The organism is Caldicellulosiruptor morganii (genome assembly GCF_026810225.1).
GTDB classification, from domain to species: Bacteria; Bacillota; Thermoanaerobacteria; order Caldicellulosiruptorales; family Caldicellulosiruptoraceae; genus Caldicellulosiruptor; species Caldicellulosiruptor morganii.
Genome location: NZ_CP113865.1, coordinates 1,280,866 through 1,303,947, shown reverse-complemented (window position 1 = coordinate 1,303,947; position 23,082 = coordinate 1,280,866). Strand labels below are relative to the sequence as shown.

Below are 23,082 nucleotides of genomic sequence, written 5' to 3'. Positions count from 1 at the left end.
TGTTAAGAAAAGCTTTGTTATCAAGGTCAGTTTCCAGTAATCAATTGGTACTAATAATTTAATGTACCAATTGAGATATGAAGTTTTAAGTGATTTGATAATCATATTATACGAAAGAGGAGTAGAGATGAGATGAATATAGAAGTTTTATTCAAATGGATTTTGGCAATGACAATAAGTGGTAGCGCAGCTGTTTTGGTATTTGCTGTTTTAAGTAAAATCTTCAAAGAGCACTTGAGTGCAAGGGCAAGATATTATATTTGGCTGATAGTGCTTTTTTGTTTCATGATTCCATGGAATGTTCTATTTAACAGAAAATCATCACTTAAAGTACTAAATCAGAGTGTTATATTAGACGGTAGAGGTTATACAGTTTCAAGCTTCAGTCAAAGCAGTGTATTGAACTTGCAATCAGTAAAGAATTCATTGCAAGGTGGGGCTTTAGAAGCCCTGCCTTCTGGAAATGTTGGCTATTTTAATCCTGGAGTTTTACATGAAGTTATAGCTTATGTCTGGCTCATAGGTGCTGTTGTGTTTTTTGTAAGGTTTTTGATAAGGTATATTTGGTTTAAGGTTATAGTAACAAGAAATTCAAGAGAATGTTCTGATAAATACTGCAGAAGGATAATTGGGAGATATTGCAGGTTAAAAAGAATTTCAGGGAAGATAAAGGTATTAGAAAGTGACATTATACAAACTCCAATGCTTATAGGAACAGTTAAGCCCATCTTGTTAATGCCTGCAAAGGACATAGCAAGGGAAGACTTAAGACTGATCATAAGACATGAGCTTGTTCACTTCAGGAGAAAAGATGTATTAATTAAGTGGTTTAGCAAACTGATAAATGCACTTCATTGGTTTAACCCCCTGGTATACTTTGCGGTTTTAAAGCTAAGTAGGGAATGTGAATATTCATGTGACGAAGAGGTGATAAGAAAGCTCAAGGAGAATGGCAAAAGAAGGTATGCTGAGGCACTTTATAATACACTTTTGGTAAGTATAAGCAGTGGAGCAGGTGCGGCATTTGGTCTGGTAGGTAGAAAAGAAAGCATTGTTGATAGATTCAGGTTTATTATGAATTTGGAAGTAAAGAAGATGAGCAAAATTACCAAGGTATTTCTTGTGGTGTTGGTATCAACAACAATATTTTTGAGTGCATTTGTTCAAATTTGGGCAAAGGATATTTTGGGTTTTGATAGAAGTGAGACAGAAGCAATCAAATCAACTATACCAGATGAAGAGAAAGTTTGGCTTTTGCATTTTGAAGAAGTTGTAACTATTCCTGTATCTGAAAAAGGGATTGAATATGTTTCGGACATGACCGGAACAGGAGGACCAGAGGCTTTCGATATTAAAGGTGATAAAGTGTATATTGTCGATAATGCACATCACAGAATTTTAGTCTATAACAAAACTTCTGGCCAACTTATTGAAGAAGTTAAATTTCCTGAAAATATAGTATGGGTGTCGGATATATCTGCCGATGGAAAAGGAAACTTATATTTATTGGGTGGAAATTATCATGGAGACTGTCTTGTAACAATAACAAATAACAAAATCAGAATTAATAGCTTGCCAGATAGGCAGCAAAAAGGTAATTGTATAACAATCTCAGGTTTTGGTTCTGATGAAAATGGACCATATGTTGTATATGCAGATTTGAAAGAAATAAGGACACTAAGATTTGGAAATACCACAGGGAGGACAGGTAGTCCTGATGCAGATAAACCAGATAGTGCTACAGTTATTGAGGAGAAAAAAGGCTGTTTAGCACGTGATAAAGCTACATGGAAACTCAATATTCAAAATATGAAACGGTTAAGTGGTCAGGTCATAACACCAGATGGAGATATTGTAAAAGTTGCTTTTCCTTTGCAGTATCAATTGGGGACAAATGGTTATATAGGATGTATTGACAAGACGATATACTGGAAATTAGAAGATGGCAAGAGCTATACTATTGCAGGGTATGATAAAAAAACTGGGGAGATAGATAGAGTTGTTAAAATACCCTTAAATGTTTACAGTGTTATTCCTGAAAAAGGCTTTCTAATAGAAGGTAATGATGTTTATGTTTTGGTTCCATCTCAGAAAAATGTCTATGTTCTTAAAGTGGCTACTTGGCAGCCTGCTGATGAGTTTATGAAAGAATTAAAAGGTTTCTAACTTGGGTGAAAACAATTATAACATTAGCTAAATAACCTTCTTTTACAACCAATTATAATACAGATTATAATACAGAATTATTTACTCTGTTGCATGGAGCAGGGATAGTAGATATGTTGCTATCAGTACTTCAACTCCTCTGATCCGGCATATATTTGGGTTTCAGTTGCTGATGTGTTAACAGGGAATGTAACAGAGTTTGCAAAAAATACAGGACTATGTAATCCACCTGTTTATTTTTTCAGAAGGTAAAATTATTTTCTTTACAAAAAATATAAATGTTCACTATAAATCATGAAAAGCAAAATATAAACGGGGTACGCAAATTTGCAATACCCCGTTTTTTAAAGACTATTTTTCATTGAGTTTTAAAATACCTTCCTCAAATGGTGGAAAAATAACTCCTCTTTCTGTAATTATAGCAGTAATGTTCTCAGCTGGTGTTATATCAAATGCCGGGTTGAAAACCTTTGATTCATCCGGGACAATCTTTTTCCCATTGAAAAATCTTATTTCATCTTCACTTCTCTCTTCAATAGGAATTTCTGAGCCTGATTTTATGTTAAAATCAATGGTTGATACTGGGGCTGCAATGTAAAAAGGAATGCCATGATGCTTTGCCAGAACAGAAAGAGAATAAGTTCCAATCTTGTTTGCCGTATCTCCATTTAAAGCAATTCTGTCTGCACCCACAATAACACAATCAATCTTTCCAAGTTTCATAAGATAGCCTGCCATGTTATCACAGATAACTGTGTTGGGAATACCATCTTCAGAAAGCTCAAAGGCTGTGAGCCTTGCCCCCTGAAGATAGGGTCTTGTTTCATCCACGTAAACATGAATGTTTTTGCCAGAAAAATGAGCTTCACGAATAATGCCAAGTGCTGTTCCATACCCACCTGTTGCCAAAGCTCCTGCATTGCAGTGAGTAAGAATATTTGCACCTTCTTTTATAAGATTATTTCCATGTTCACCAATCTTTTTATTTATATTTTTGTCTTCATCCTCTATTTTCTTTGCCTCTTGCAGCAGCAAACTGTAAATCTGGCTTTTAGAAAGATTTCTTACTTCTTCAAAAACCTTTTTCATCCTCTCAAGAGCCCAGAAAAGATTTACAGCAGTGGGTCTTGAGCTTGCAAGATAGTTTATAATCTCATAAATTTTAGACAGGTCATTGTTTTTTTCAATTATCTCTTTAAAGCCCAGCACAACTCCGTATGCAGCAACAATTCCAATAAGCGGTGCTCCTCTTATAATCATATCTTTTATTGCTATATATACATCCTGATACGTACTGCAAACAAAATATTCTTTTTCAAAAGGCAGCTTTCTCTGGTCAAGAACAATTAGTTTATCATTTTCAAATTCAAAGTGCTTCATCTTCCTTCTTACTCCTCACAGACATAGTTTACATCAATCTTTTCAATCATCCTGTATATAAGCTTTTTGACCTTGTCGTTATTTTCTCTGAAGACTCTATAAACTTCTTCCTCTGTTACAGGCTTTATATCATCTCTTCCTTCAAGTCCTGCATCATAATCTGTAATTAAAGAAATGTTAACATAGCAGATTCCAAGCTCTTTTGCAAGAATTACTTCAGGGTACTGTGTCATGTTGATGACATCCCAGCCCATGCTCGAAAACCATCTGCTCTCAGCAGTTGTCGAAAATCTCGGACCCTGTATTACAACAACTGTTCCCTTTTCATGAACAGTAATTCCAAGTTCTTTTGCAGACTCAATGGCAATCTTTCTCAAATACTCACAGTAAGGCTTTGCGGCAGATATATGTTTTACTTCAGGTCCTTCAAAAAAGGTGTCTTTTCGTCCCCATGTCCTGTCCACAAACTGGTCACACACAACAAAATCACCGGGCTTTATCTCAGGTTTCAAGCTTCCAGAGGCTGTGGGACCAATTATTTTTTTAACCCCAAGCATTTTCATTGCATATAAGTTTGCTCTGTAGGGAATCAGATGAGGAGGATACTGATGATTTTTGCCATGCCGTGGCAAAAAAGCTACCTTTTTACCTGCAACTTCTATCAGTGAAATCTTATCACTCGGCTTTCCATAAGGGGTTTCAAGTTCTATCTCCTGTACACCATCTTCAAGCGAGTAAAAACCTGATCCGCCAAATACACCTATATCAGCTTTGTATTCCATTTTCTTCCCTCCACCTGTGATTTGCATTTCAAAAAAATTATATAAATAAAACAGCGTAAAATCAACAAAATAAAATTTTCCTGTAATTGATAAATCCATTAGAAGATATTAACAGACTTTCAAATAAAGATGGTAAAAAGATGCTATAAAAGTAAACCAAATTTTGTCTTCTTTTAAAGTTCACATTTTGTTATACTAAAGAAAGATGTTGATTTAATTTCAATATTGCAGGAGAGATTTTTCCTTGGTTTACTGGATTATTATTATGTTAACTTTACTGATAGACCAGATTTCAAAATCTTTTGTTGAAAAAATTTTCCCACTGGGATACTCACGAGAAATATTAAACCATCTGATATACCTGACCCATGTTCAAAATACTGGCGGTGCTTTTTCAATACTCGAGGGAAAGCAATTTATATTCATTTTTGTTTCTGTGGTTTTGATTTCTTTTTTGATTTTGCTGTTAAAATCCAGGAAATTGTCAAATAAAAGCAGATTTGCAATAGCATTTATCCTGGGGGGTGCTCTGGGCAATCTTTTTGATAGAATTTTCAGAGGTTATGTTGTTGATTTTATAGATATAAGGATAATACCTGTGTTCAATATAGCTGACACATGTATAACAATAGGTGTTTGTATCTTAGCTTTTGAATTACTAACAAATGAAAGGAGAGGAGAATTATTGCAGAAGAAAGATATGTAACTGTTGATGAGTTTGAAGGAAGAGTGGATATATTTTTAACAAAAGCACTTGACAGAACAAGAAGTTTTGTGCAAAAGTTAATAGAAAACGGTAATGTATGGGTGAATCAAAAACAGATTGTAAAGACTTCTCATAAGGTCAAAAGTGGTGACTTAATAAGGGTTGTAATACCAGAACCAGTTTCCTTAAATTTGACTCCTCAGGATATTGATATTGAAATAGTATACGAGGATGAACACTTAGCAGTTATAAACAAGCCTCGAGGGATGGTTGTTCACCCTGGAGCTGGAAACTATGATAGCACACTTGTCAATGCGCTTTTGTACAGGTTTGAAGGAAAACTGAGCAGTATAAATGGTGTTATAAGACCGGGTATTGTTCACAGGCTTGACAAGGATACCTCAGGCCTTTTGATTGTTGCAAAGACAAACGAGGCACATATAAAGCTTTCTGAAGCACTTAAAAATCACCGGATTAAAAGGGTTTACTTTGCAATCTGTGAAGGTGTATTGGAAGAAGACAGCGGGATAATAAACGCACCGATTGGAAGACATCCAGTAAACAGGCTCAAGATGGCAGTTGTGCCGAATGGAAAGGAAGCGACAACATATTTTGAAGTACTTGAGAGATTTGACAAATACACTTTTGTAAAGCTTCGTTTAAAAACCGGAAGGACACATCAAATAAGAGTTCATATGTCCTACATTGGCCATCCTCTGCTTGGTGATGTTCTTTATGGTAGACCAAAAAATGAATTTGGAGTAGAAGGTCAGCTTCTTCATGCAGGCGAAATAGAATTCGTTCATCCAGTTGAAAATAAACCAATGAGTTTTAAAGTTGAACTGCCCGACTATTTTAAAGAGATTCTTGAAGCATTGAGAAAGCGAAGCCAGAAACAGGATAAAATACAACATTAAAACATGGACAAACAGTACATCCGGGTGTTATAATGAGATGAAAAATGAAGTAAAAATTGAATAACGAACTTAAAATAAATAAGACCTTTAAGCTGGCCCTGTGAGGCGGCAAGGTTGTAAACGAAAAAGGGATACGTGTGTATAAAAAAAGCTTCTTGCCAATTCACAGGCAGGAAGCTTTTTTTGTAAATAAGGAGGTGAAATATATGGATAAATTTAAAGAAATTATGGACTCTGCTCAGATGAATAGAGCTCTGGTAAGAATTTCTCATGAGATTCTTGAGAAAAATAAAGGTGTCGAAAATTTGTGCTTAGTTGGTATTCAAAGAAGAGGTGTAACCCTTGCAAAGAGGATAAGAGAAAACATCGAGAAAATAGAAGGTATCAGGTTACCGTTAGGTGTCCTTGACATAACTTTTTACAGAGATGATTTGAGTCTTTTAAATGATCATCCAACTGTTAACTCTACTCAGATTGACTTTGATATCAATAACAAAAAGATTGTGCTGGTTGATGATGTGCTATTTACTGGCAGAACTGTAAGAGCGGCAATAGAGGCGTTAATGGACATGGGAAGACCCAAAATGATCCAGCTTGCAGTTTTGATTGACAGGGGGCACAGAGAACTTCCAATCAGAGCTGACTACGTAGGGAAAAACGTGCCTACATCAAGGCGTGAAATAGTCCATGTTTTAGTTGATGAATTTGACAACGATAACAGAGTGATAATTGAACAGTTGGATAAAGAAATATGAAAACTTTTTAACAGAGAGGAGAAATAAAAATGCACAGAATTGTTCAGGTGGAGGAGAAACTCCCATTTTCAAAAACACTACCGCTTAGTCTTCAGCATCTTTTTGCAATGGTTGGTGCAACAATACTTGTACCAATATTGGTTGGTTTGAGCCCATCAGTTGCGCTGTTTACAAGTGGTGTTGGCACAATCATCTATATACTTGTGACTAAAAACAAGGTTCCTGCTTATCTTGGTTCATCTTTTGCATATATAAATCCAATTATAACAGTTTCAGCTTCACTTGGCGGAAAGGAATATGCACTTGCCGGTTGTATTGCTTCAGGTGTTATATACTTAATTGTAGCTTTTCTGATATATCTATTTGGTACAAAATGGATTGACAAAATTTTGCCGCCTGTTGTTGTGGGTCCGGTAGTTATGATAATAGGTCTTTCGCTGGCAAGGGCTGCAGCAGTCAAATCCGCAGGGCTTTTCAAAGAAATCATCAAGGATGGGCAGATTTTAGAGGTTGCTGTAAACGTCATTAAAAGCCCTGTTTGCTGGGTTTCGATTTTTACATTGCTTGTTGCAGTTTTTGGTTCGGTTTATTTCAGAGGTTTTTTTAAAGTTATCCCTGTATTGATCGGACTTGTAAGTGGGTATCTTTTTGCATATATACTTGATTTGATAGGTATGAATACAGGTCTTCTGGATTCTTTCTACCCAAATGGCAAATATATACCATTTTTGAATTATGAAGTGTTCAGAAATGCAAAATGGATAGGTATTCCTCAGTTCACTTTCCCAAAATTTTCACTACCTGCTATCTTAGCAATAGCGCCAATCGCAATTGTTACAATAACAGAACACATAGGTCATCTTCTTGTTACAAACAATGTTGTGGGAAGGGATTTTACAAAATATCCAGGTCTTCACAGGTCTTTGGCAGGCGATGGGCTTGCAACAATAGCAGCGGGGTTTTTCGGTGGTCCGCCCAACACAACTTATGGAGAGAATATTGGTGTTATGGCAATAACAAAGGTTTACAGCACATGGGTAATTCTATGGGCAGCCATAATTGCTATTCTTCTTTCGTTTGTACAAAAGCTTGGTGCTTTAATTCAGGTAATCCCTGCACCGGTAATTGGCGGAATTAGCATTCTTCTTTTTGGGGTTATTGCTTCATCTGGCTTGAGAATGATGATTGAGAATAAAGTTGACCTGTCACAAACAAGGAACCTGGTCATAGTATCGGTAATTCTTATAATAGGTGTGGGTGGTACAAGACTCAGCTTTTTCAATATAGAATTTGAAGGAATGGCTTTGGCTACATTTGTGGGAATTATATTGAATCTTCTGCTGCCGGAAGCAAAGGCAGTGTCAAAAGATGATATTATTTCAGAATCGGGTGCTAAAAATAATGCGGAGATATAATACAAGGTAGGGTATTTATCCCTACCTTTTTTATAAACATCTGGAGGTGAATAATTTGAAACATCTACTTGGATTGAGAGATCTTTCAAAAGAGGAAATACTTAAGATTTTAAATCTTGCTAAGGATATGAAACTGATTTTAAAAAGTGAGACAAAAAAGACTCCTCACTTACAGGGATATTCTGTTGTAACGCTTTTTTATGAAAACAGTACACGTACAAGAACATCTTTTGAACTTGCGGCAAAGTTTATGAGCGCGAATACAACATCCATTTCTGTTGCAACAAGCAGTGTGCAAAAGGGCGAGTCACTTTTGGATACAGTCAGAACCCTGGAAGCTCTAAAGACTGATGTTTTAATTGTGCGCCACTCTGTGTCGGGTGCTGCTCATTTTATAGCAAAAAACTGCTCATTTTCAGTTATAAATGCAGGGGATGGAATGAATGAACATCCAACTCAGGCTCTACTTGATATGTTTACAATAAGAGAAAGGCTTGGCAAGCTTGAAAAACTTAAAATCGCTATAATTGGAGATATTCTCCACAGCCGGGTTGCGAGGAGCAACATCTGGGGACTTAAAAAATTTGAAAATGAAGTAACAGTATATGGTCCGCGGACACTTTTGCCACCATTTATAGACAAATTCGTAAATGTAGCTTCTTCCTTAGAAGAAGCAGTTTGTAACAAGGATGTTGTAATTGACCTTAGAATTCAACTTGAGAGGCAAAAAAGAGGATTGATTTCTTCAAAATATGAATACTACGAGTTCTTTGGTCTTAATGAGGATATTTCAAAATTTATTTCTAAAGATACTCTTATTATGCACCCCGGTCCTGTAAACAGGGGAGTTGAAATATCTTCTGAAATTATGAATCTTCCAAACTGCACAATTGAGGAGCAAGTAACAAACGGAATTGCTGTTAGGATGGCAGTTTTATATCTTTGCACTCGAAAGGAGGTAAATTAGAAAGTGATATTAATCAAAAATGCAAATATAATAAATGGATCTACAAAAGATACCCAAAAAGCTGATATCCTGATTGTTGATGATAAAATTGAAAAAATTGCACCTGATATTGAAATTGAAAATCCGGGTCTTAAAATTATTGATGCAACTGGCAAATATGTTTTTCCAAGCTTTACTGATATTCACTGTCACCTGAGAGAACCAGGTTTTGAATATAAGGAAGATATTAAAAGTGGAAGTTTAAGTGCTGCAGCCGGTGGTTTTACCACAATCTGCTGTATGCCGAATACAAATCCACCAATTGACAACAGAGCAATAGTCGCGTATGTTAAATATCGTGCAAAGGAAGTATCACCCATTGAGGTTTTACCAGTTGGCGCAATCACAAAAGGGTTAAATGGAGAAGAACTTTCTGAAATTGGCTTTATGAAACAGGAAGGGATAGTTGCAATCTCAGATGATGGAAAGTGTGTTATGAACGCAAATCTTATGAGAAATGCTCTTTTGTACGCAAAAGATTTTTCAATTCCTGTGATCTCACATTGCGAGGATACAAACCTGTCTGAAGGTGGGCAGATAAATCTTGGACTTGTTTCAACTGTACTTGGGCTTAGAGGAATTCCACGAGAAGCTGAATCTGTTATTGTTGCAAGAGACATCCTTCTTGCAAAGGAGACAAAAGCACATTTGCATATAACTCATGTTTCCACCAAAGAGTCGATAGAGCTTATAAGAATGGCAAAGGAATGGGGTGTAAACGTAACCTGTGATACATGCCCTCATTATATTAGTCTTACCGAAGAAGAGGTTATGGGTTTTAATACAAATGCCAAGGTAAATCCGCCTCTTAGAACAGAAGAAGACGTTGAGGCATTGATTGAGGCAATAAAAGATGGTGTTATTGATTGTATTGCAACCGATCATGCACCACATCACAAGGACGAAAAGAATGTAGAGTTTAACCTTGCACCAAGCGGAACTGTCGGCTTTGAAACAGCATTTGCAGTGCTGTACACTTTCCTTGTTAAAAAGAAAGGACTTGATGTTTCAAAATTGGTTGAACTGCTTAACATAAACCCAAGAAGGATATTAAACTTAAAACCAAATATGATAGAGGAAAATCAAAAAGCAAACCTTGTTATAGTTGACCCGAATAGAGAATGGGAGGTCAAAGAAGAAGATATTGTTTCAAAGTCAAAAAATAGTATATTTCTGGGTAAAAAACTCTTTTCCTTTGTAGAAACAGTTATATACGAAGGAAAGATATTAAAAAAGGATGGTGAAATGGAGTGCTAAACTTTTCGGACAGATTATTTGATACAATAAAAAAGAAAAACAGTGTTCTTGTTGCTGGAATTGACACTTCAATAGAAAATATTCCAGATTATTTTATAAAAAAATACTATGACAAAGATAAAAATGAAACAGAAAATCTAAAATATATACTCTTTGAATACAACAGAAGAATAATAGATGCCATTGAAGAAAATATAGTTGGTGTTAAATTTCAAGCAGCATTTTTTGAACAATATTCCTATCACGGCGTAGAGGTTCTTCATAAACTCATCCTGTATGCAAAGAACAAGAAATTAATTGTAATCTTTGATGGCAAGAGAAATGATATTTCAAGTTCTGCAAAAGGCTATTCCAATGCATACATTGGCGAAACAGTGGTGTTTGATAAGAAGATAAAGTTTTTTGACTGTGACGCAATTACAGTAAATCCCTATATTGGTGAAGATGGTATAAAACCATTTGTGGAAGATTGTGAAAGGTACAAAAAAGGTCTCTTTGTGCTTGTCAAAACTTCGAATCCTTCATCAAAGGACTTTCAGGATTTATCTATTGATAGCAAATATCTCTTTGAGAAAGTGGCTGAAAAGGTACATGAGTGGGGAGCAGGCTGCAAAGGCAAGTACGGCTACTCAGACATTGGTGCAGTTGTTGGGGCAACCCAGCCTGACGCGGCAAAGCTGGTAAGGTCTATTCTTCCGGATTCTTTCTTGCTCATACCAGGAGTTGGTGTGCAGGGTGGTAAAGTTGAAGATCTGAAATATTTTCTTGATAAAAACAAACTGGGAATTATAGTGAACTCTTCACGTGACATAATATATGCATATAAGAATCATATTCATTCAGACTTTGAAAAAAGCAGTTTTATTGCCTCAAAAAATCTTAAAGAAAGTATAAATAACGCAATTGCCTAAAAGAAAATTTTAATTGAAGAGGTGAGAATTCAAGGTGCCGCTCAGAAAGGATATTAAAAAAGTACTTGTAATTGGGTCAGGTCCGATAGTCATTGGTCAGGCTGCAGAGTTTGACTATTCAGGAAGCCAGGCGTGCAAGGCTTTAAAAGAGGAAGGCATAGAGGTTGTGCTGATTAATTCAAACCCGGCAACAATTATGACTGATAAAACTATGGCAGACAGTATCTATATCGAACCAATTAACTGCGAAATAATCGAAAAGATAATTCAAAAAGAAAGGGTTGACTCTATTCTGCCAACCTTGGGAGGGCAGACAGGTCTTAACATTGCGGTTGAGCTTTACAAAAGCGGAATTCTGGATAAGTACAATGTGAAAGTGATTGGTACAAACATTGAGGCAATAGAATTTGCCGAAGATAGGCAGCTTTTTAAAGAACTTATGATAAAGATTGGTGAACCTGTTGTTCCAAGTGAAGTTGTCAATTCTGTGGAAGATGGGCTCAAATTTGTTGAAAAGATAGGTTTTCCGGTTATTATAAGACCTGCATATACACTTGGTGGGACAGGTGGTGGCATTGCAAACAACAAAGAAGAGTTTGTTGAGATTGCAAGAAGAGGTCTTACCTACAGTCCAGTATCACAAATACTGGTTGAAAAGAGTATTAAGGGCTGGAAAGAAATAGAGTATGAAGTTATGCGTGACTCAAATGGCTGTTTAATAACTGTGTGCAACATGGAAAATATTGACCCTGTTGGTATTCACACAGGTGACAGCATTGTTGTCGCGCCATCTCAAACACTTTCTGATAAAGAGTATCAAATGCTAAGGTCATCTGCCCTGAAGATTATTGATGCACTCAAGATTGAAGGCGGGTGTAACGTCCAGTTTGCCCTCAATCCTGACAGTTTTGAATATGCAGTGATTGAAGTAAATCCGAGGGTGAGCAGGTCCTCTGCTCTTGCTTCCAAAGCAACAGGGTACCCCATTGCAAGAATTGCAGCAAAGATTGCGCTTGGTTTTACGCTTGATGAGATAGAAAATGCTATTACAAAGATGACATATGCAAGCTTTGAACCAGCCCTTGACTATGTTGTTTTAAAGATTCCTCGCTGGCCTTTTGACAAATTCACATATGCAAACCGCAAACTTGGAACACAGATGAAAGCAACAGGCGAAGTAATGTCAATTGGAAGGACTTTTGAAGAAAGTCTTCTCAAAGGTATAAGGTCGCTTGATATTGGTGTTGATAGCCTGGATTTGCCTGAGCTAAAGAATTTCAGCAATGACGAGCTGAAAGAGTTAATAAAAGAGGCAGATGACAGGAGAATCTTTGCCCTGGCTGAGGCTTTGAGAAGAGGGTTTACTGTTGATGAGATTTATGATCTTTGCAAAGTTGATAAGTTCTTTTTATGTAAGATTAAAAACATAATTGATATGGAAAACAGGATTAAAAATGAAGAAAATCTTGATAGTGAACTTTTGTTCTTTGCAAAAAAGATGGGTTTTAGTGACAAAACAATTGCAAGATTGAGAGGCAGCACAGAGAATGAGGTAAGAAATCTCAGAAAGCAACTTAACATAAAGCCTGTTTACAAGATGGTAGATACCTGTGCTGCTGAATTTGAAGCAAAAACTCCTTACTATTACTCAACTTACGAAAGAGAAAATGATGTTATTCACGACCAGAATCTTGAATCTTCTAAAAAGATAGTTGTGCTGGGTTCAGGGCCAATTAGAATTGGTCAGGGAATTGAATTTGATTATACCTCTGTCCACAGTGTATATACTCTTTCAAAACTTGGGATAAAATCTGTGATAATAAACAACAATCCAGAGACTGTAAGTACCGACTTTGACACATCTGATATGTTGTTTTTTGAACCTTTGACAAAAGAGGATGTTTTGAATGTAGTTGAGGAGCTATCTGCTGATGGTGTAATAGTCCAATTTGGTGGTCAAACTGCAATAAAGCTCTCACAGGATCTTTCAAAAGAGGGAGTTAGAATATTTGGAACAAGTGCAGAAGGGATAGATATTGCAGAAGACAGAGAAAGGTTTGATAAAATTTTAAATAAGTTAAATATAAAGCGTCCGCCCGGTTTTACATGCTACAACGTGGACGAGGCACTTGAGATAGCAAATAAGCTAAAATATCCTGTTTTAGTTCGACCCTCATATGTCCTTGGCGGGCAGGGTATGAAAATTGCATTTGATGATGAAGACATAATTGAGATGCTGAGCTATGCAAAAAATCTCAACCAGCATCCTATTCTAATTGACAAATATATTGTTGGAAAAGAGATAGAGGTTGATGCAATATCTGATGGCGAGGACATTTTAATTCCGGGAATAATGGAGCACATTGAAAGAGCAGGTGTTCATTCAGGTGACAGTATATCCCTGTATCCTGCAAGAAATATCTCAAAGCGTATAGAAAACATGATTGTTAAGTATACTCAGGATATAGCAAGAGAGCTAAACTGCAAAGGCCTTATAAATGTCCAGTTCATTGTCCAGAATGAGGAACTTTATGTAATAGAGGTAAATCCACGGGGAAGCAGAACTGTGCCATTTTTGAGCAAAGTTACAGGTGTGCCAATGGTCGAGCTTGCAACAAAGGTAAGTCTGGGTTATAAATTGAAAGATTTAGTAAAGACAGTGGGACTTTTACCAAAAAAAGACTTCTACGCCTTCAAGGTGCCTGTGTTTTCGTTTGAAAAACTGCCTGATGTTGAGGTATCGTTGGGACCGGAGATGAAGTCAACCGGTGAGGTTATGGGGATATCAAAAGACTATCACATAGCCCTGTACAAGGGACTAATTGCAGCTGGGATAAGACTTCCTCTTACAGGCGGGGTTCTTTTCACAGTTGCTGACCCTGACAAGAATGAAATAATTCCTATTGCTGAGAAATTTGAAAAGCTTGGTTTTAAAATATATGCAACATCCAAAACAGCAAAGCATCTAAACTATTATCAGGTTGCTGCAAATCATGTTCGGAAGGTGTCTGAGGGAAGCCCCAATATAATAGATTTGATAAGAAGCGGTAGAATAAACATTGTTATAAATACCCCAACAAAAGGAAGACAGCCTCAAAGAGATGGATTTTTAATAAGAAGATCTGCTGTTGAAAATAAGGTTCCAATTTTCACATCTATTGATACGGCAAAGGCTGTTGTTGAAATAATTGAGTTTATAAAACAAAAGAAAGAACTTGACATTTTCAATATAGGAGAGATTGATAATGAAGCTATTGGACGTTGAGATAGTTGAAAATAAAATGATTGCAAATGGTATATATCTTCTTTCTTTTGAGTCAGAATATTTAGCAAAGGCTTTTAAACCGGGGAATTTTGTAAACATTCTTATTGAAAAAAATTCAATATATCCGCTTTTAAGACGCCCTTTTAGCATTTCATTTGTAAAAGAAAATAAAGTGTTTATTGGATACAAGGTAGTTGGAATTGGAACACAGATTCTTTCCCAGAAGAAAAAGGGTGATACTTTAAATGTCCTGGGGCCTCTTGGAAATTCCTTTTTGGTTGAAAGGTTTGATGGCAAAGTAGCAGTGGTGGGGGGAGGAGTGGGAATTTTCCCTCTTCTTTCCCTGTGCCATGAGCTAAAAAAGGTTGGGAATGAAGTTGATGTCTTTCTTGGATTTAGAAGCAAAAGTGATTTGTTTTTTGTTGATGAGTTTGAAAAAGTTGCAGATAATCTTTTTATATCAACAGATGACGGCAGTATAGGTTTTAAAGGAAACACGGTTGAGTTTTTTAAAACAAAGGTTGGAGAAGAAAACTACAGAGTAGCATTTTCATGTGGTCCAAAACCAATGCTATCTGCCATTAAATCTCTAAACTTGCCTTTTAAATGTTATGTGTCGCTTGAAGAGAAAATGGCTTGCGGAATTGGCGCGTGTCTTTGCTGTAGTATTAAAGGGAAAGAGGACAACATGCTGCACGTGTGTTCAGATGGTCCTGTTTTTGATATAATGGAGGTAGATATATAAATGTTAGAAGTCGAAATAAGTGGTGTAAAGTTTAAAAACCCTATAATTGCTGCCTCAGGAACATTTGGGTTTGGTCGAGAGTTCTCAAAACTGATTGACTTAAATCTATTTGGTGGAATCTCAACAAAAGGGATAACTCTCAAAAAGCGTACCGGAAATCCTCAGCCAAGGCTGTGTGAGGTGTATGGTGGGATAATAAATTCAGTTGGGCTTGAAAATCCCGGGGTTGAGGCATTTTTAAATGAAGAGCTTCCTTTTTTAAGAAGATTTGATACGAAGATAATTGCTAATATTAATGGCTTTAGCAAAGAAGAATTTGTAGAACTTGCAAAGATAGTAAGTCCACTTGTAGACATGTTGGAAGTAAACCTGTCCTGCCCCAACGTAAAAGAAGGTGGTATGGTATTTGGTAAGGACCCAGATAAAGTTTATGAAATAACAAAAGAAGTAAAGAAAGTATCTGCATGTCCTGTAATAGTAAAACTTACGCCAAATGTTACAGATATCACAGAGCTTGCTAAAGCAGCAGAAAAAGCAGGAGCAGATGCAATTTCGCTTATTAATACCATATCTGCTATGGCAATTGATATTGAAACAAGAAGACCTCTTATTAAGATGGTGACAGGCGGGCTTTCCGGTCCTGCAATAAAACCAATTGCTATACGGATGGTGTATGAGTGTTTCCAAAAAGTAAAAATACCCATCATTGGAATGGGCGGAATTATGAGCTATAAGGATGCAATAGAGTTCTTTTTGGCTGGTGCTACTGCCATTCAGATTGGCACAGTAAATTTTGTAAACCCCAATGCTGTTTCTGAAATACAAAAGGGAATTGAAAATTATTTGAAAAATCATGGTTTTGAATCGGTCAAGGACCTTATTGGCAATATTATAATCTGAGGTGACATAAAAATGTCAAGGACTATTATTTACCTTATCCGTCATGCAGAGGCTGAAGGGAATTTCATTAGAAGGTTTCATGGCATAACAGATTCAGATGTGACTGAAAAGGGAAAGCTTCAGGCTCAAAGGCTTGCTGAGCGTCTGAAAAATGTCCATTTTGATGTTATATATTCAAGCCCTTTAAAAAGGGCACTTTATACTGCCCAGCAGATAGCAAATGATAGAAACATCGAGATATTAATAAGATCGGATTTGGTTGAGATAAACGGAGGAGATTGGGAAGACAGGTGCTGGGATGAACTTCCCATCCTGTATCCAAAAGAGTATGAACTCTGGGAAAAAAGACCACACGAGCACTGCATGCCAAACGGTGAAAGCATGTATGAACTTTATCTTCGTGCTGTTTCTGCTTTTGAGGATATTGTAAAGACAAATACCGGAAAATGTGTTTGTATAGTAACCCATGGAACATTGATTAGAGCACTTTTGACATACATAAAGGGATATGAGTTTGAAAGACTGAATGAAATCTTATGGCAGGATAACACTGCAATAAACATAATTGAATACAAAGACAGCAGATACAAGCTGCTTGTAGAAGGTGACTGGTCACATTTAGGTGAAGAGCTTTCTACAATTGCATATCAGGATTGGTGGCAGCAGTTTCTGAAGGAAAGAGGAATTAGAGAACAAAACATTAATATAATCGAAAGGAGAGAAAATTATGAATAAAGAAGCTTACATTCAAATGTTCAAAGACACAGAGGCACTTTTGGAAGGACATTTTCTTTTGTCCTCCGGGAAACACAGTCCAAAGTACTTACAATGTGCAAAAGTACTTCAGTATCCAAACCTGGCAGAAATGATTTGCAAAGACCTTGCACAGTATTTTAAAGATCAGCAGATTGATGTTGTTATAGGACCTGCGCTGGGTGCAGTAACACTTTCATATGAGCTTGCAAGACAGCTCAAATGCCGATCCATCTTTGCAGAAAGAGAAGACGGAATTATGAAGCTTCGCCGTGGTTTTAAGATAGAAGAAGGTGAAAAGGTATTGGTTGTAGAAGATGTCATCACAACAGGTGGCTCTGTGAAAGAGATAATAGACATTGTTGAGGCAAGCGGAGGAGAAATTGTAGCAGTTGCAGGAATTGTTGACAGAAGTGGCGGTAAGGTGGATTTGGGATATCCTTTAAAGACACTTTTGACTCTTAACATTGAAACTTATGAGCCGGAAGAATGTCCTCTTTGCAGAGAAGGAATTCCTATTGTAAAGCCGGGAAGTAAGAAGTTGAAATAAAAATATTTATTGCAAGAAAGAAACAGGGCTCAGGTTCTGTTTTCTGTAAAAACCCTGTTTCTTTCTTTATCTTTCGTTTTAGAAATTAAAAAAAATTACCCTCCAAGATACGCTTTTTTGACCTCAGGATTTGCTGCAATCTCCTTAGCTTCTCCAGATAATACAATTTTGCCTGTCTCAATTACATATGCTCTGTCCGCGATTGAAAGTGCCATGTGGGCATTTTGTTCAATCAAAAGTATGGTTGTACCCTGTGAGTTTATTTCTTTTATTATCTTAAAAATCTCTGTCACAAGTATAGGAGCCAAGCCCATTGAAGGCTCATCAAGCAAAAGTAACTTTGGCCTTGACATCAGTGCTCTTCCAATTGCAAGCATCTGCTGCTCTCCACCAGAAAGAGTACCAGCAAGCTGGTTTTTTCTCTCATATAACCTTGGGAATCTCTCAAACACCCTTTTCAAATCCTCTTTTATCCCTTGCCTGTCCCTTCTCAAATATGCACCAAGCTCCAAATTCTCAAGGACAGTCATCTCCGGAAAGACGCGTCTTCCTTCAGGGACATGTGAGATTCCAAGTTTAACAATATCCATTGATGATTTTTTCGTTATATCTATATCCTCAAAATAGATTGAACCGGTACGCGGTCTTATAAGACCGGAAATTGTCTTAAGCAAGGTGGATTTTCCTGCACCGTTTGCACCAATTAATGTGACAATCTCACCTTTTTGAACTTCCAGTGATACTGAAAACAATGCCTGTATAGACCCATAATACACATCTATTCCATTTATCTTAAGCAAACTCTAAGTCCCCCTCTCCAAGGTATGCTTCAATTACGCGAGGGTTGTTTTTGACATCTTCAGGTGCGCCAACAGCAATCACTTCACCATAGTCAAGCACGTATATCTTTTCACATATATCCATTACAACAGACATATCATGTTCTATCAATAAAATTGTTAGGTCAAATTTGTCTTTTATGAACCTGATCAGCTTTTTCAGCTCTTCTGTTTCCTGAGGATTCATACCTGCTGCTGGCTCATCCAGTAAAAGAAGCTTTGGCGATGTTGCAAGTGCACGAACAATTTCAAGTTTTCGCTGCTCACCATAGGGTAAATTTTTGGCAAATTCATATCTTTTCTCATATAAATTGAATATCTTCAAAAGTTCTTCGGCTTTTTTCTGATTCTGCTCCTCTTCCTTTAAAAATCTTTTGGTCCTGAAAATTGCATCAAAAAGATTATAACCTATATTTTTGTGGAAAGAGATTTTCACATTGTCAAGAACACTGAGCTCCTTAAAAAGCCTTATATTCTGAAAAGTTCTTGAAATACCCAAAGCAGATACCTGATAGGTTTTCTTATAGGTTATATCGTAGTTAGAGAACTCAACCTTACCTGTGTTTGGATTATAAATACCGGAGATTACATTGAACACAGTTGTTTTACCAGCACCATTTGGGCCAATAAGTCCAATTATTGAACCTTTTTCTACATCAATATTGACATTGTTAAGTGCTACAATTCCACCAAAATTGACTGTTACATTTTGTATCTTAAGCATATTTACTTCTCACCACCAAACATTGGAATAAGTTTGGAAAGTTTTATTTCCTTCTTGCCCATTAATCCCTGAGGTCTAAATAGCATAATAACAATTAGAATAAGCGAATATAAAATCATTCTGACCTCAGGATAATTCTGCAACAGCGCTGAAATTACAGTAAGCACAATAGCAGATATTATTGAACCTGAAATACTGCCAAGACCACCAAGCACAACAATAACTAATATATCTATAGATTTGAAAAAGTTGAACATATCCGGCTGAATAAAACCAAATGAGCCAGAATAAACAGAGCCAGCAACGCCTGCAAAAAATGCACCTATCATGAAAGCCAAAACCTTGTAAAGGGTTGTGTTTATTCCCATAGCTTCTGCTGCAATCTCATCCTCTCTTATAGCAATCATAGCTCTTCCAAATGAAGAGTTTATTATATTTAAAATTACAACAACAGTAATTACTGTTATGACAAAATATCCTGTCCAATCAATTCCCTGTGGTATATCGCTGATACCACTTGCCCCACCTAAATAGTCAATATTCTGGATAATAACTCTTATGATTTCACCAAAGCCCAGGGTTGCTATTGCCAGATAGTCACCTTTCAGTCTTAAAACAGGAAGACCAATTAAAAGACCAAAAAGCATTGCCAAAAGTCCGCCAATCAAAACTGTTAGATAAAAGGGAAGAGGTCTTTCAAGTGTTGTCAATACTGCTGTTGTGTATGCACCAATTGCCATAAAACCTGCATGACCAAGTGAAAACTGACCGGTTATACCATTTATCAAATTTAAGCTTACAGCAAGAATTATATTGAGCATTATCAAAAACAAGTTAAGTTTTATATAATCATCAATCAAGCCAGTTTTTATTAATACTGTTATAATTGTATAAATAGCTAAAACAAACACACTGTACATAAAAAGCCTCTTTCTCATCCTTTTCTACACCTTCTCTTTTATATTTTTACCAAGAAGTCCGGATGGTTTTAAAATCAAAATTAAAATCAAAAGAGCAAAGGCAACAGCATCCTTGTACATAGAGCTACCATATCCACTTACAAGCGTTTCAATAACACCAAGTGAAAAGCCACCAAGCATAGCTCCCGGAATTATACCTATCCCACCAAAAACTGCCGCAATGAAAGCTTTAAGACCGGGCAGAACCCCCATAAGAGGATTTATGGTGTTATAATAAAGACCAACCAGCACGCCACCGGCCGCAGCCAGAGCAGAACCTATTGCAAAGGTATATGAAATTGTTGTATCGACGTTTATACCCATCAGCTTTGCAGCATCCATATCCTGTGATACAGCCCTCATTGCTTTACCTATCTTTGTATTTTTAACAATAAAATTAAGTAAAAACATAAGCAGTATGGTAATAACCAGAAGATATATTTGTTTGCTATTAATAACTATTTTATCATGAATAATATGATAATTTTTCTCATTAACAAGTCTTGGAAAACTCTTGAATCAGCTCCCATTAAAAGTTGCATCAGATTTTCCAAAAAGAGCGATACGCCAATTGCAGTAATCAGTGCAGAGATCCTTGGAGAGTTTCGTAAAGGCTTATAAGCAAATTTTTCAATTAGCACTCCCAAAAAGGCACAGAAAATCATCGAGATTATAAGAGATGGTAAAAGTCCTAATTTTAAATATGTAACACATAAAAAAGCAATGTAAGCCCCTACCATAAAAACATCGCCATGAGCAAAGTTTATAAGTTTAATTATTCCATATACCATTGTATATCCAAGAGCGATCAGTGCGTAGACACTCCCAAGTGTAATACCATTTATTAATTGCTGAAGGAGAGTTGTCAACTTTATATCACCTCTTTATTGGATTGACAATAAAATAAATAATAAACATGACGGAAGGGGCGAAAATTTGCCCCTTCCATATTTCTAAAAAGCAGGTAGTCTAAAGATTATTGTTCTCAATATTATGGGTTTAACTTTTGTTTGAATTTCTGGATACCATCTTTCAATTCAATTATTACAGCAGATTTTTCTGCATTGTGATATTTGTTGATGTTTACAATTCCCGTTACACCAACAAAGTTCCTGGTATTTTCCAAAGCTGATCTCAATCTATCTCTATCTTTTTCAATGCTGTCAAACTTCAAATTAGCTCTCTTGAGTGCATCTGCGATAAAGTATCCCAGATCATACCCAAGTGCAGCAAAAGCATTTGGTTCTGTTTTGTATTTTGCTTTGAATTTCTTTATAAATTCCTGAACTTTCACATCTGTATCCTGGGATGAGTAGTGGGCAGAGAAGAATACATTGTTAGCAAATTTTTTACCAGCCTTTTCAACAACCTTTGGATCATCAAAACCATCTCCACCCAGTATTGGCATGTTCATACCAAGCTCACGGGCTTGTTTTATGATAAGTCCAGCTTCATCATAGTAAACAGGTGCAAATATTACATCAGGTTTCTTGTCTCTTATCTTTGTAAGGATACTGCTAAAATCCTGTTCACCTTTGCTAAATGCTTCTTCTGCTATTATTTTACCGCCACCTTTTGTAAATGTAGACTTAAAGTTCTTATAAAGTCCTTTGCTATAGTCAGATGAAGCCTCATATACAACAGCAGCATTTTTAGCTTTCAATGTTTTTAGGGCAAAGTTTGCCATCACATTACCCTGAAATGAATCGTTAAAGCAGGTTCTAAAAACATAGGCTTTTGTCTTTCCAGTCCTTTCATCAACTGTAACAGCATCATCTGTTGCAGAAGGGGAGATAATGGGAACTTTATACTTCATTGCTGCAGATGCTGCTGACTTTGTTGCACCTGATGTAGCAGGTCCCAAAATTGCAAGAACCTTTTCTCTTACAGCAAGCTTTGTTGCAACGTTTAGTGCTTCTGTCTTGTCTGACTTGTTGTCAACAATAACAAGATCAATCTTTTTGCCACCAATTCCACCTTTTTGATTTATCTCATCAATTGCAAGCTTTAAACCTTCAAGCTCTTTTTGACCATACTGGGCAACTGCCTGAGAAAGTTCTAAATCTACACCTATCTTAATTGTCTTTGAACTTGACGCAGCAAAAGACATTGTGAAGATGGACAGTATAAATACAGAGAAAGTTAGCACTGCAATTAACCTTTTTACCATAAAAATTCCACACTCCTTTGTGTAAATTTTGTTTTTATAAATTATAGCATAAAACATTTTTCTGTTGAATACAAGTATTCACATTGTATTTTTATTGTACGTTTTGCAGGGTTTTAAGAAAAATAGTTACTGACTAATGGTTTTATGATAAAATTATTAAATGCTAAGAAATATAAAAGCTTAAAAAGGGAGGGAATTGTAGCCTTGTCGATCTACTTTTCATCTGCCGGACCACAAAATACTCAGAAAACAATTGAGCTTGCTGTAAAAACTGCGCATGAGAGAGGAATAAACCATATTGTTGTTGCATCCTGTTCGGGGAAAACTGCAAAACTCTTAGAAAATTGTGGAAAGAATGTGATTGTGGTAACTCATGTCAATGGTTTTGCAGAACCTGGAAAGATGGAGATAGATGAAAAGACAATTGAAGAACTGAAAGCGAAAGGATTTAAGGTTTATACAGGGACGCATGTTTTATCTGGTGCTGAAAGAGGAATATCACGAAAGTTTGGAGGAGTATATCCAGTTGAGATAATAGCGCATTCACTGAGAATGCTTGGGCAAGGGGTAAAGGTGGCTGTTGAGATATCAGTAATGGCTTTGGATGCAGGGCTTATACCATATGGTGAAGATGTCATTGCAATTGGTGGAACATCTGAAGGTGCAGACACTGCAGTTATTATAAGACCTTCACATGCAGCTTCTATATTTGAGACAAAGATTAAAGAGATAATTTGCAAACCCTATGAATTTTAAGGAGTAACTTAGTGTCTTCAGTCATTAAAAGAGAAATAGATTGACAAGATAAAGTAAGGAAGAGTATAATAATTTTTAGAAAATATAATTGCACAAAATAAAAATTTTGTGCAATGAAGGGAATGA

Annotated in this window: 20 protein-coding genes and 1 pseudogene; 14 read left to right on the top strand and 7 right to left on the bottom strand. The window is 36.4% G+C overall.

The features are described from left to right. Positions 1 to 132: 132 nt before the first annotated feature. Positions 133 to 2,166 (top strand): M56 family metallopeptidase, encoded by a 2,034-nt coding sequence (locus OTK00_RS06345; protein ID WP_082054628.1) that lies wholly within the window; start codon positions 133 to 135, stop codon positions 2,164 to 2,166. A 351-nt stretch (positions 2,167 to 2,517) separates the two neighbouring features. Here the strand turns inward: OTK00_RS06345 and mtnA are convergent, their stop codons facing one another. Both mtnA and OTK00_RS06335 read right to left on the bottom strand, forming a co-directional pair. Continuing rightward, positions 2,518 to 3,546 carry an S-methyl-5-thioribose-1-phosphate isomerase gene (gene mtnA / locus OTK00_RS06340; protein ID WP_045169519.1) on the bottom strand — a complete coding sequence of 343 codons (1,029 nt, stop codon included), beginning with the start codon at positions 3,544 to 3,546 and terminating at the stop codon, positions 2,518 to 2,520. A gap of 8 nt (positions 3,547 to 3,554) precedes the next feature. Then, the gene (locus tag OTK00_RS06335; protein ID WP_045169518.1) at positions 3,555 to 4,328 is read right to left on the bottom strand and encodes an S-methyl-5'-thioadenosine phosphorylase; all 774 of its coding nucleotides are present in this window, start codon (positions 4,326 to 4,328) and stop codon (positions 3,555 to 3,557) included. 244 nt (positions 4,329 to 4,572) lie between these two features. On the opposite strand from OTK00_RS06335, the gene lspA reads away from it, so the two are divergent. The 12 genes from lspA (at position 4,573) to pyrE (ending at position 17,508) form a co-directional block, all read left to right on the top strand. After that, positions 4,573 to 5,034 (top strand): signal peptidase II, encoded by a 462-nt coding sequence (lspA, locus tag OTK00_RS06330; RefSeq protein WP_052670893.1) that lies wholly within the window; start codon positions 4,573 to 4,575, stop codon positions 5,032 to 5,034. After that, the gene (locus OTK00_RS06325) at positions 5,013 to 5,951 is read left to right on the top strand and encodes an RluA family pseudouridine synthase (protein WP_045169517.1); all 939 of its coding nucleotides are present in this window, start codon (positions 5,013 to 5,015) and stop codon (positions 5,949 to 5,951) included. Before lspA ends, OTK00_RS06325 begins: the two co-directional genes overlap by 22 nt. 206 nt (positions 5,952 to 6,157) lie before the next feature. Further along, positions 6,158 to 6,706 (top strand): bifunctional pyr operon transcriptional regulator/uracil phosphoribosyltransferase PyrR, encoded by a 549-nt coding sequence (gene pyrR, locus OTK00_RS06320; RefSeq protein ID WP_045170175.1) that lies wholly within the window; start codon positions 6,158 to 6,160, stop codon positions 6,704 to 6,706. Between the two features lie 29 nt (positions 6,707 to 6,735). Further along, the gene (gene uraA, locus OTK00_RS06315; protein WP_045169516.1) at positions 6,736 to 8,121 is read left to right on the top strand and encodes a uracil permease; all 1,386 of its coding nucleotides are present in this window, start codon (positions 6,736 to 6,738) and stop codon (positions 8,119 to 8,121) included. A 55-nt stretch (positions 8,122 to 8,176) separates the two neighbouring features. Further along, positions 8,177 to 9,088, top strand: a complete 912-nt coding sequence (locus tag OTK00_RS06310; RefSeq protein ID WP_045169515.1) for an aspartate carbamoyltransferase catalytic subunit — start codon at positions 8,177 to 8,179, stop codon at positions 9,086 to 9,088. 3 nt (positions 9,089 to 9,091) lie between these two features. After that, the gene (locus OTK00_RS06305; protein WP_045169514.1) at positions 9,092 to 10,384 is read left to right on the top strand and encodes a dihydroorotase; all 1,293 of its coding nucleotides are present in this window, start codon (positions 9,092 to 9,094) and stop codon (positions 10,382 to 10,384) included. Beyond that, a complete protein-coding gene (gene pyrF, locus OTK00_RS06300) occupies positions 10,378 to 11,295 on the top strand; it encodes an orotidine-5'-phosphate decarboxylase (RefSeq protein ID WP_045169513.1) in 918 nt (305 codons plus the stop codon). Before OTK00_RS06305 ends, pyrF begins: the two co-directional genes overlap by 7 nt. Before the next feature lie 34 nt (positions 11,296 to 11,329). Beyond that, entirely contained in the window at positions 11,330 to 14,560 is a 3,231-nt protein-coding gene (gene carB / locus OTK00_RS06295) for a carbamoyl-phosphate synthase large subunit (RefSeq protein WP_045169512.1), read from the top strand. Next, a complete protein-coding gene (locus OTK00_RS06290; protein ID WP_045169511.1) occupies positions 14,541 to 15,305 on the top strand; it encodes a dihydroorotate dehydrogenase electron transfer subunit in 765 nt (254 codons plus the stop codon). The genes carB and OTK00_RS06290 overlap by 20 nt, the downstream gene beginning before the upstream one ends. After that, entirely contained in the window at positions 15,306 to 16,205 is a 900-nt protein-coding gene (locus OTK00_RS06285; protein ID WP_045169509.1) for a dihydroorotate dehydrogenase, read from the top strand. Between the two features lie 12 nt (positions 16,206 to 16,217). Then, the gene (locus tag OTK00_RS06280) at positions 16,218 to 16,940 is read left to right on the top strand and encodes a histidine phosphatase family protein (RefSeq protein ID WP_045169508.1); all 723 of its coding nucleotides are present in this window, start codon (positions 16,218 to 16,220) and stop codon (positions 16,938 to 16,940) included. Further along, positions 16,933 to 17,508, top strand: a complete 576-nt coding sequence (pyrE, locus tag OTK00_RS06275) for an orotate phosphoribosyltransferase (protein WP_045169507.1) — start codon at positions 16,933 to 16,935, stop codon at positions 17,506 to 17,508. Before OTK00_RS06280 ends, pyrE begins: the two co-directional genes overlap by 8 nt. 95 nt (positions 17,509 to 17,603) lie before the next feature. Here pyrE and OTK00_RS06270 read toward each other — a convergent pair whose 3' ends face one another. The 5 genes and pseudogenes from OTK00_RS06270 to OTK00_RS06250 form a co-directional block, all read right to left on the bottom strand. After that, positions 17,604 to 18,308 carry an ABC transporter ATP-binding protein gene (locus OTK00_RS06270; protein ID WP_045169506.1) on the bottom strand — a complete coding sequence of 235 codons (705 nt, stop codon included), beginning with the start codon at positions 18,306 to 18,308 and terminating at the stop codon, positions 17,604 to 17,606. Continuing rightward, complete coding sequence (locus OTK00_RS06265; RefSeq protein ID WP_045169505.1) at positions 18,301 to 19,071, bottom strand: ABC transporter ATP-binding protein; 771 nt, start codon at positions 19,069 to 19,071, stop codon at positions 18,301 to 18,303. The genes OTK00_RS06270 and OTK00_RS06265 overlap by 8 nt, the downstream gene beginning before the upstream one ends. Positions 19,072 to 19,073: 2 nt before the next feature. After that, positions 19,074 to 20,009, bottom strand: coding sequence for a branched-chain amino acid ABC transporter permease (locus OTK00_RS06260; RefSeq protein ID WP_045169504.1), 936 nt, complete (start codon positions 20,007 to 20,009; stop codon positions 19,074 to 19,076). A gap of 6 nt (positions 20,010 to 20,015) precedes the next feature. After that, positions 20,016 to 20,899: pseudogene (locus tag OTK00_RS06255) on the bottom strand (branched-chain amino acid ABC transporter permease). Positions 20,900 to 21,021: 122 nt separating this feature from the next. Then, positions 21,022 to 22,200 (bottom strand): ABC transporter substrate-binding protein, encoded by a 1,179-nt coding sequence (locus OTK00_RS06250; RefSeq protein WP_045169501.1) that lies wholly within the window; start codon positions 22,198 to 22,200, stop codon positions 21,022 to 21,024. A gap of 210 nt (positions 22,201 to 22,410) precedes the next feature. Here OTK00_RS06250 and OTK00_RS06245 point away from each other — a divergent pair, with 210 nt between their 5' ends. Further along, positions 22,411 to 22,956, top strand: coding sequence for a pyruvate kinase alpha/beta domain-containing protein (locus tag OTK00_RS06245; protein WP_045170174.1), 546 nt, complete (start codon positions 22,411 to 22,413; stop codon positions 22,954 to 22,956). The last annotated feature ends 126 nt before the right edge of the window (positions 22,957 to 23,082 follow it).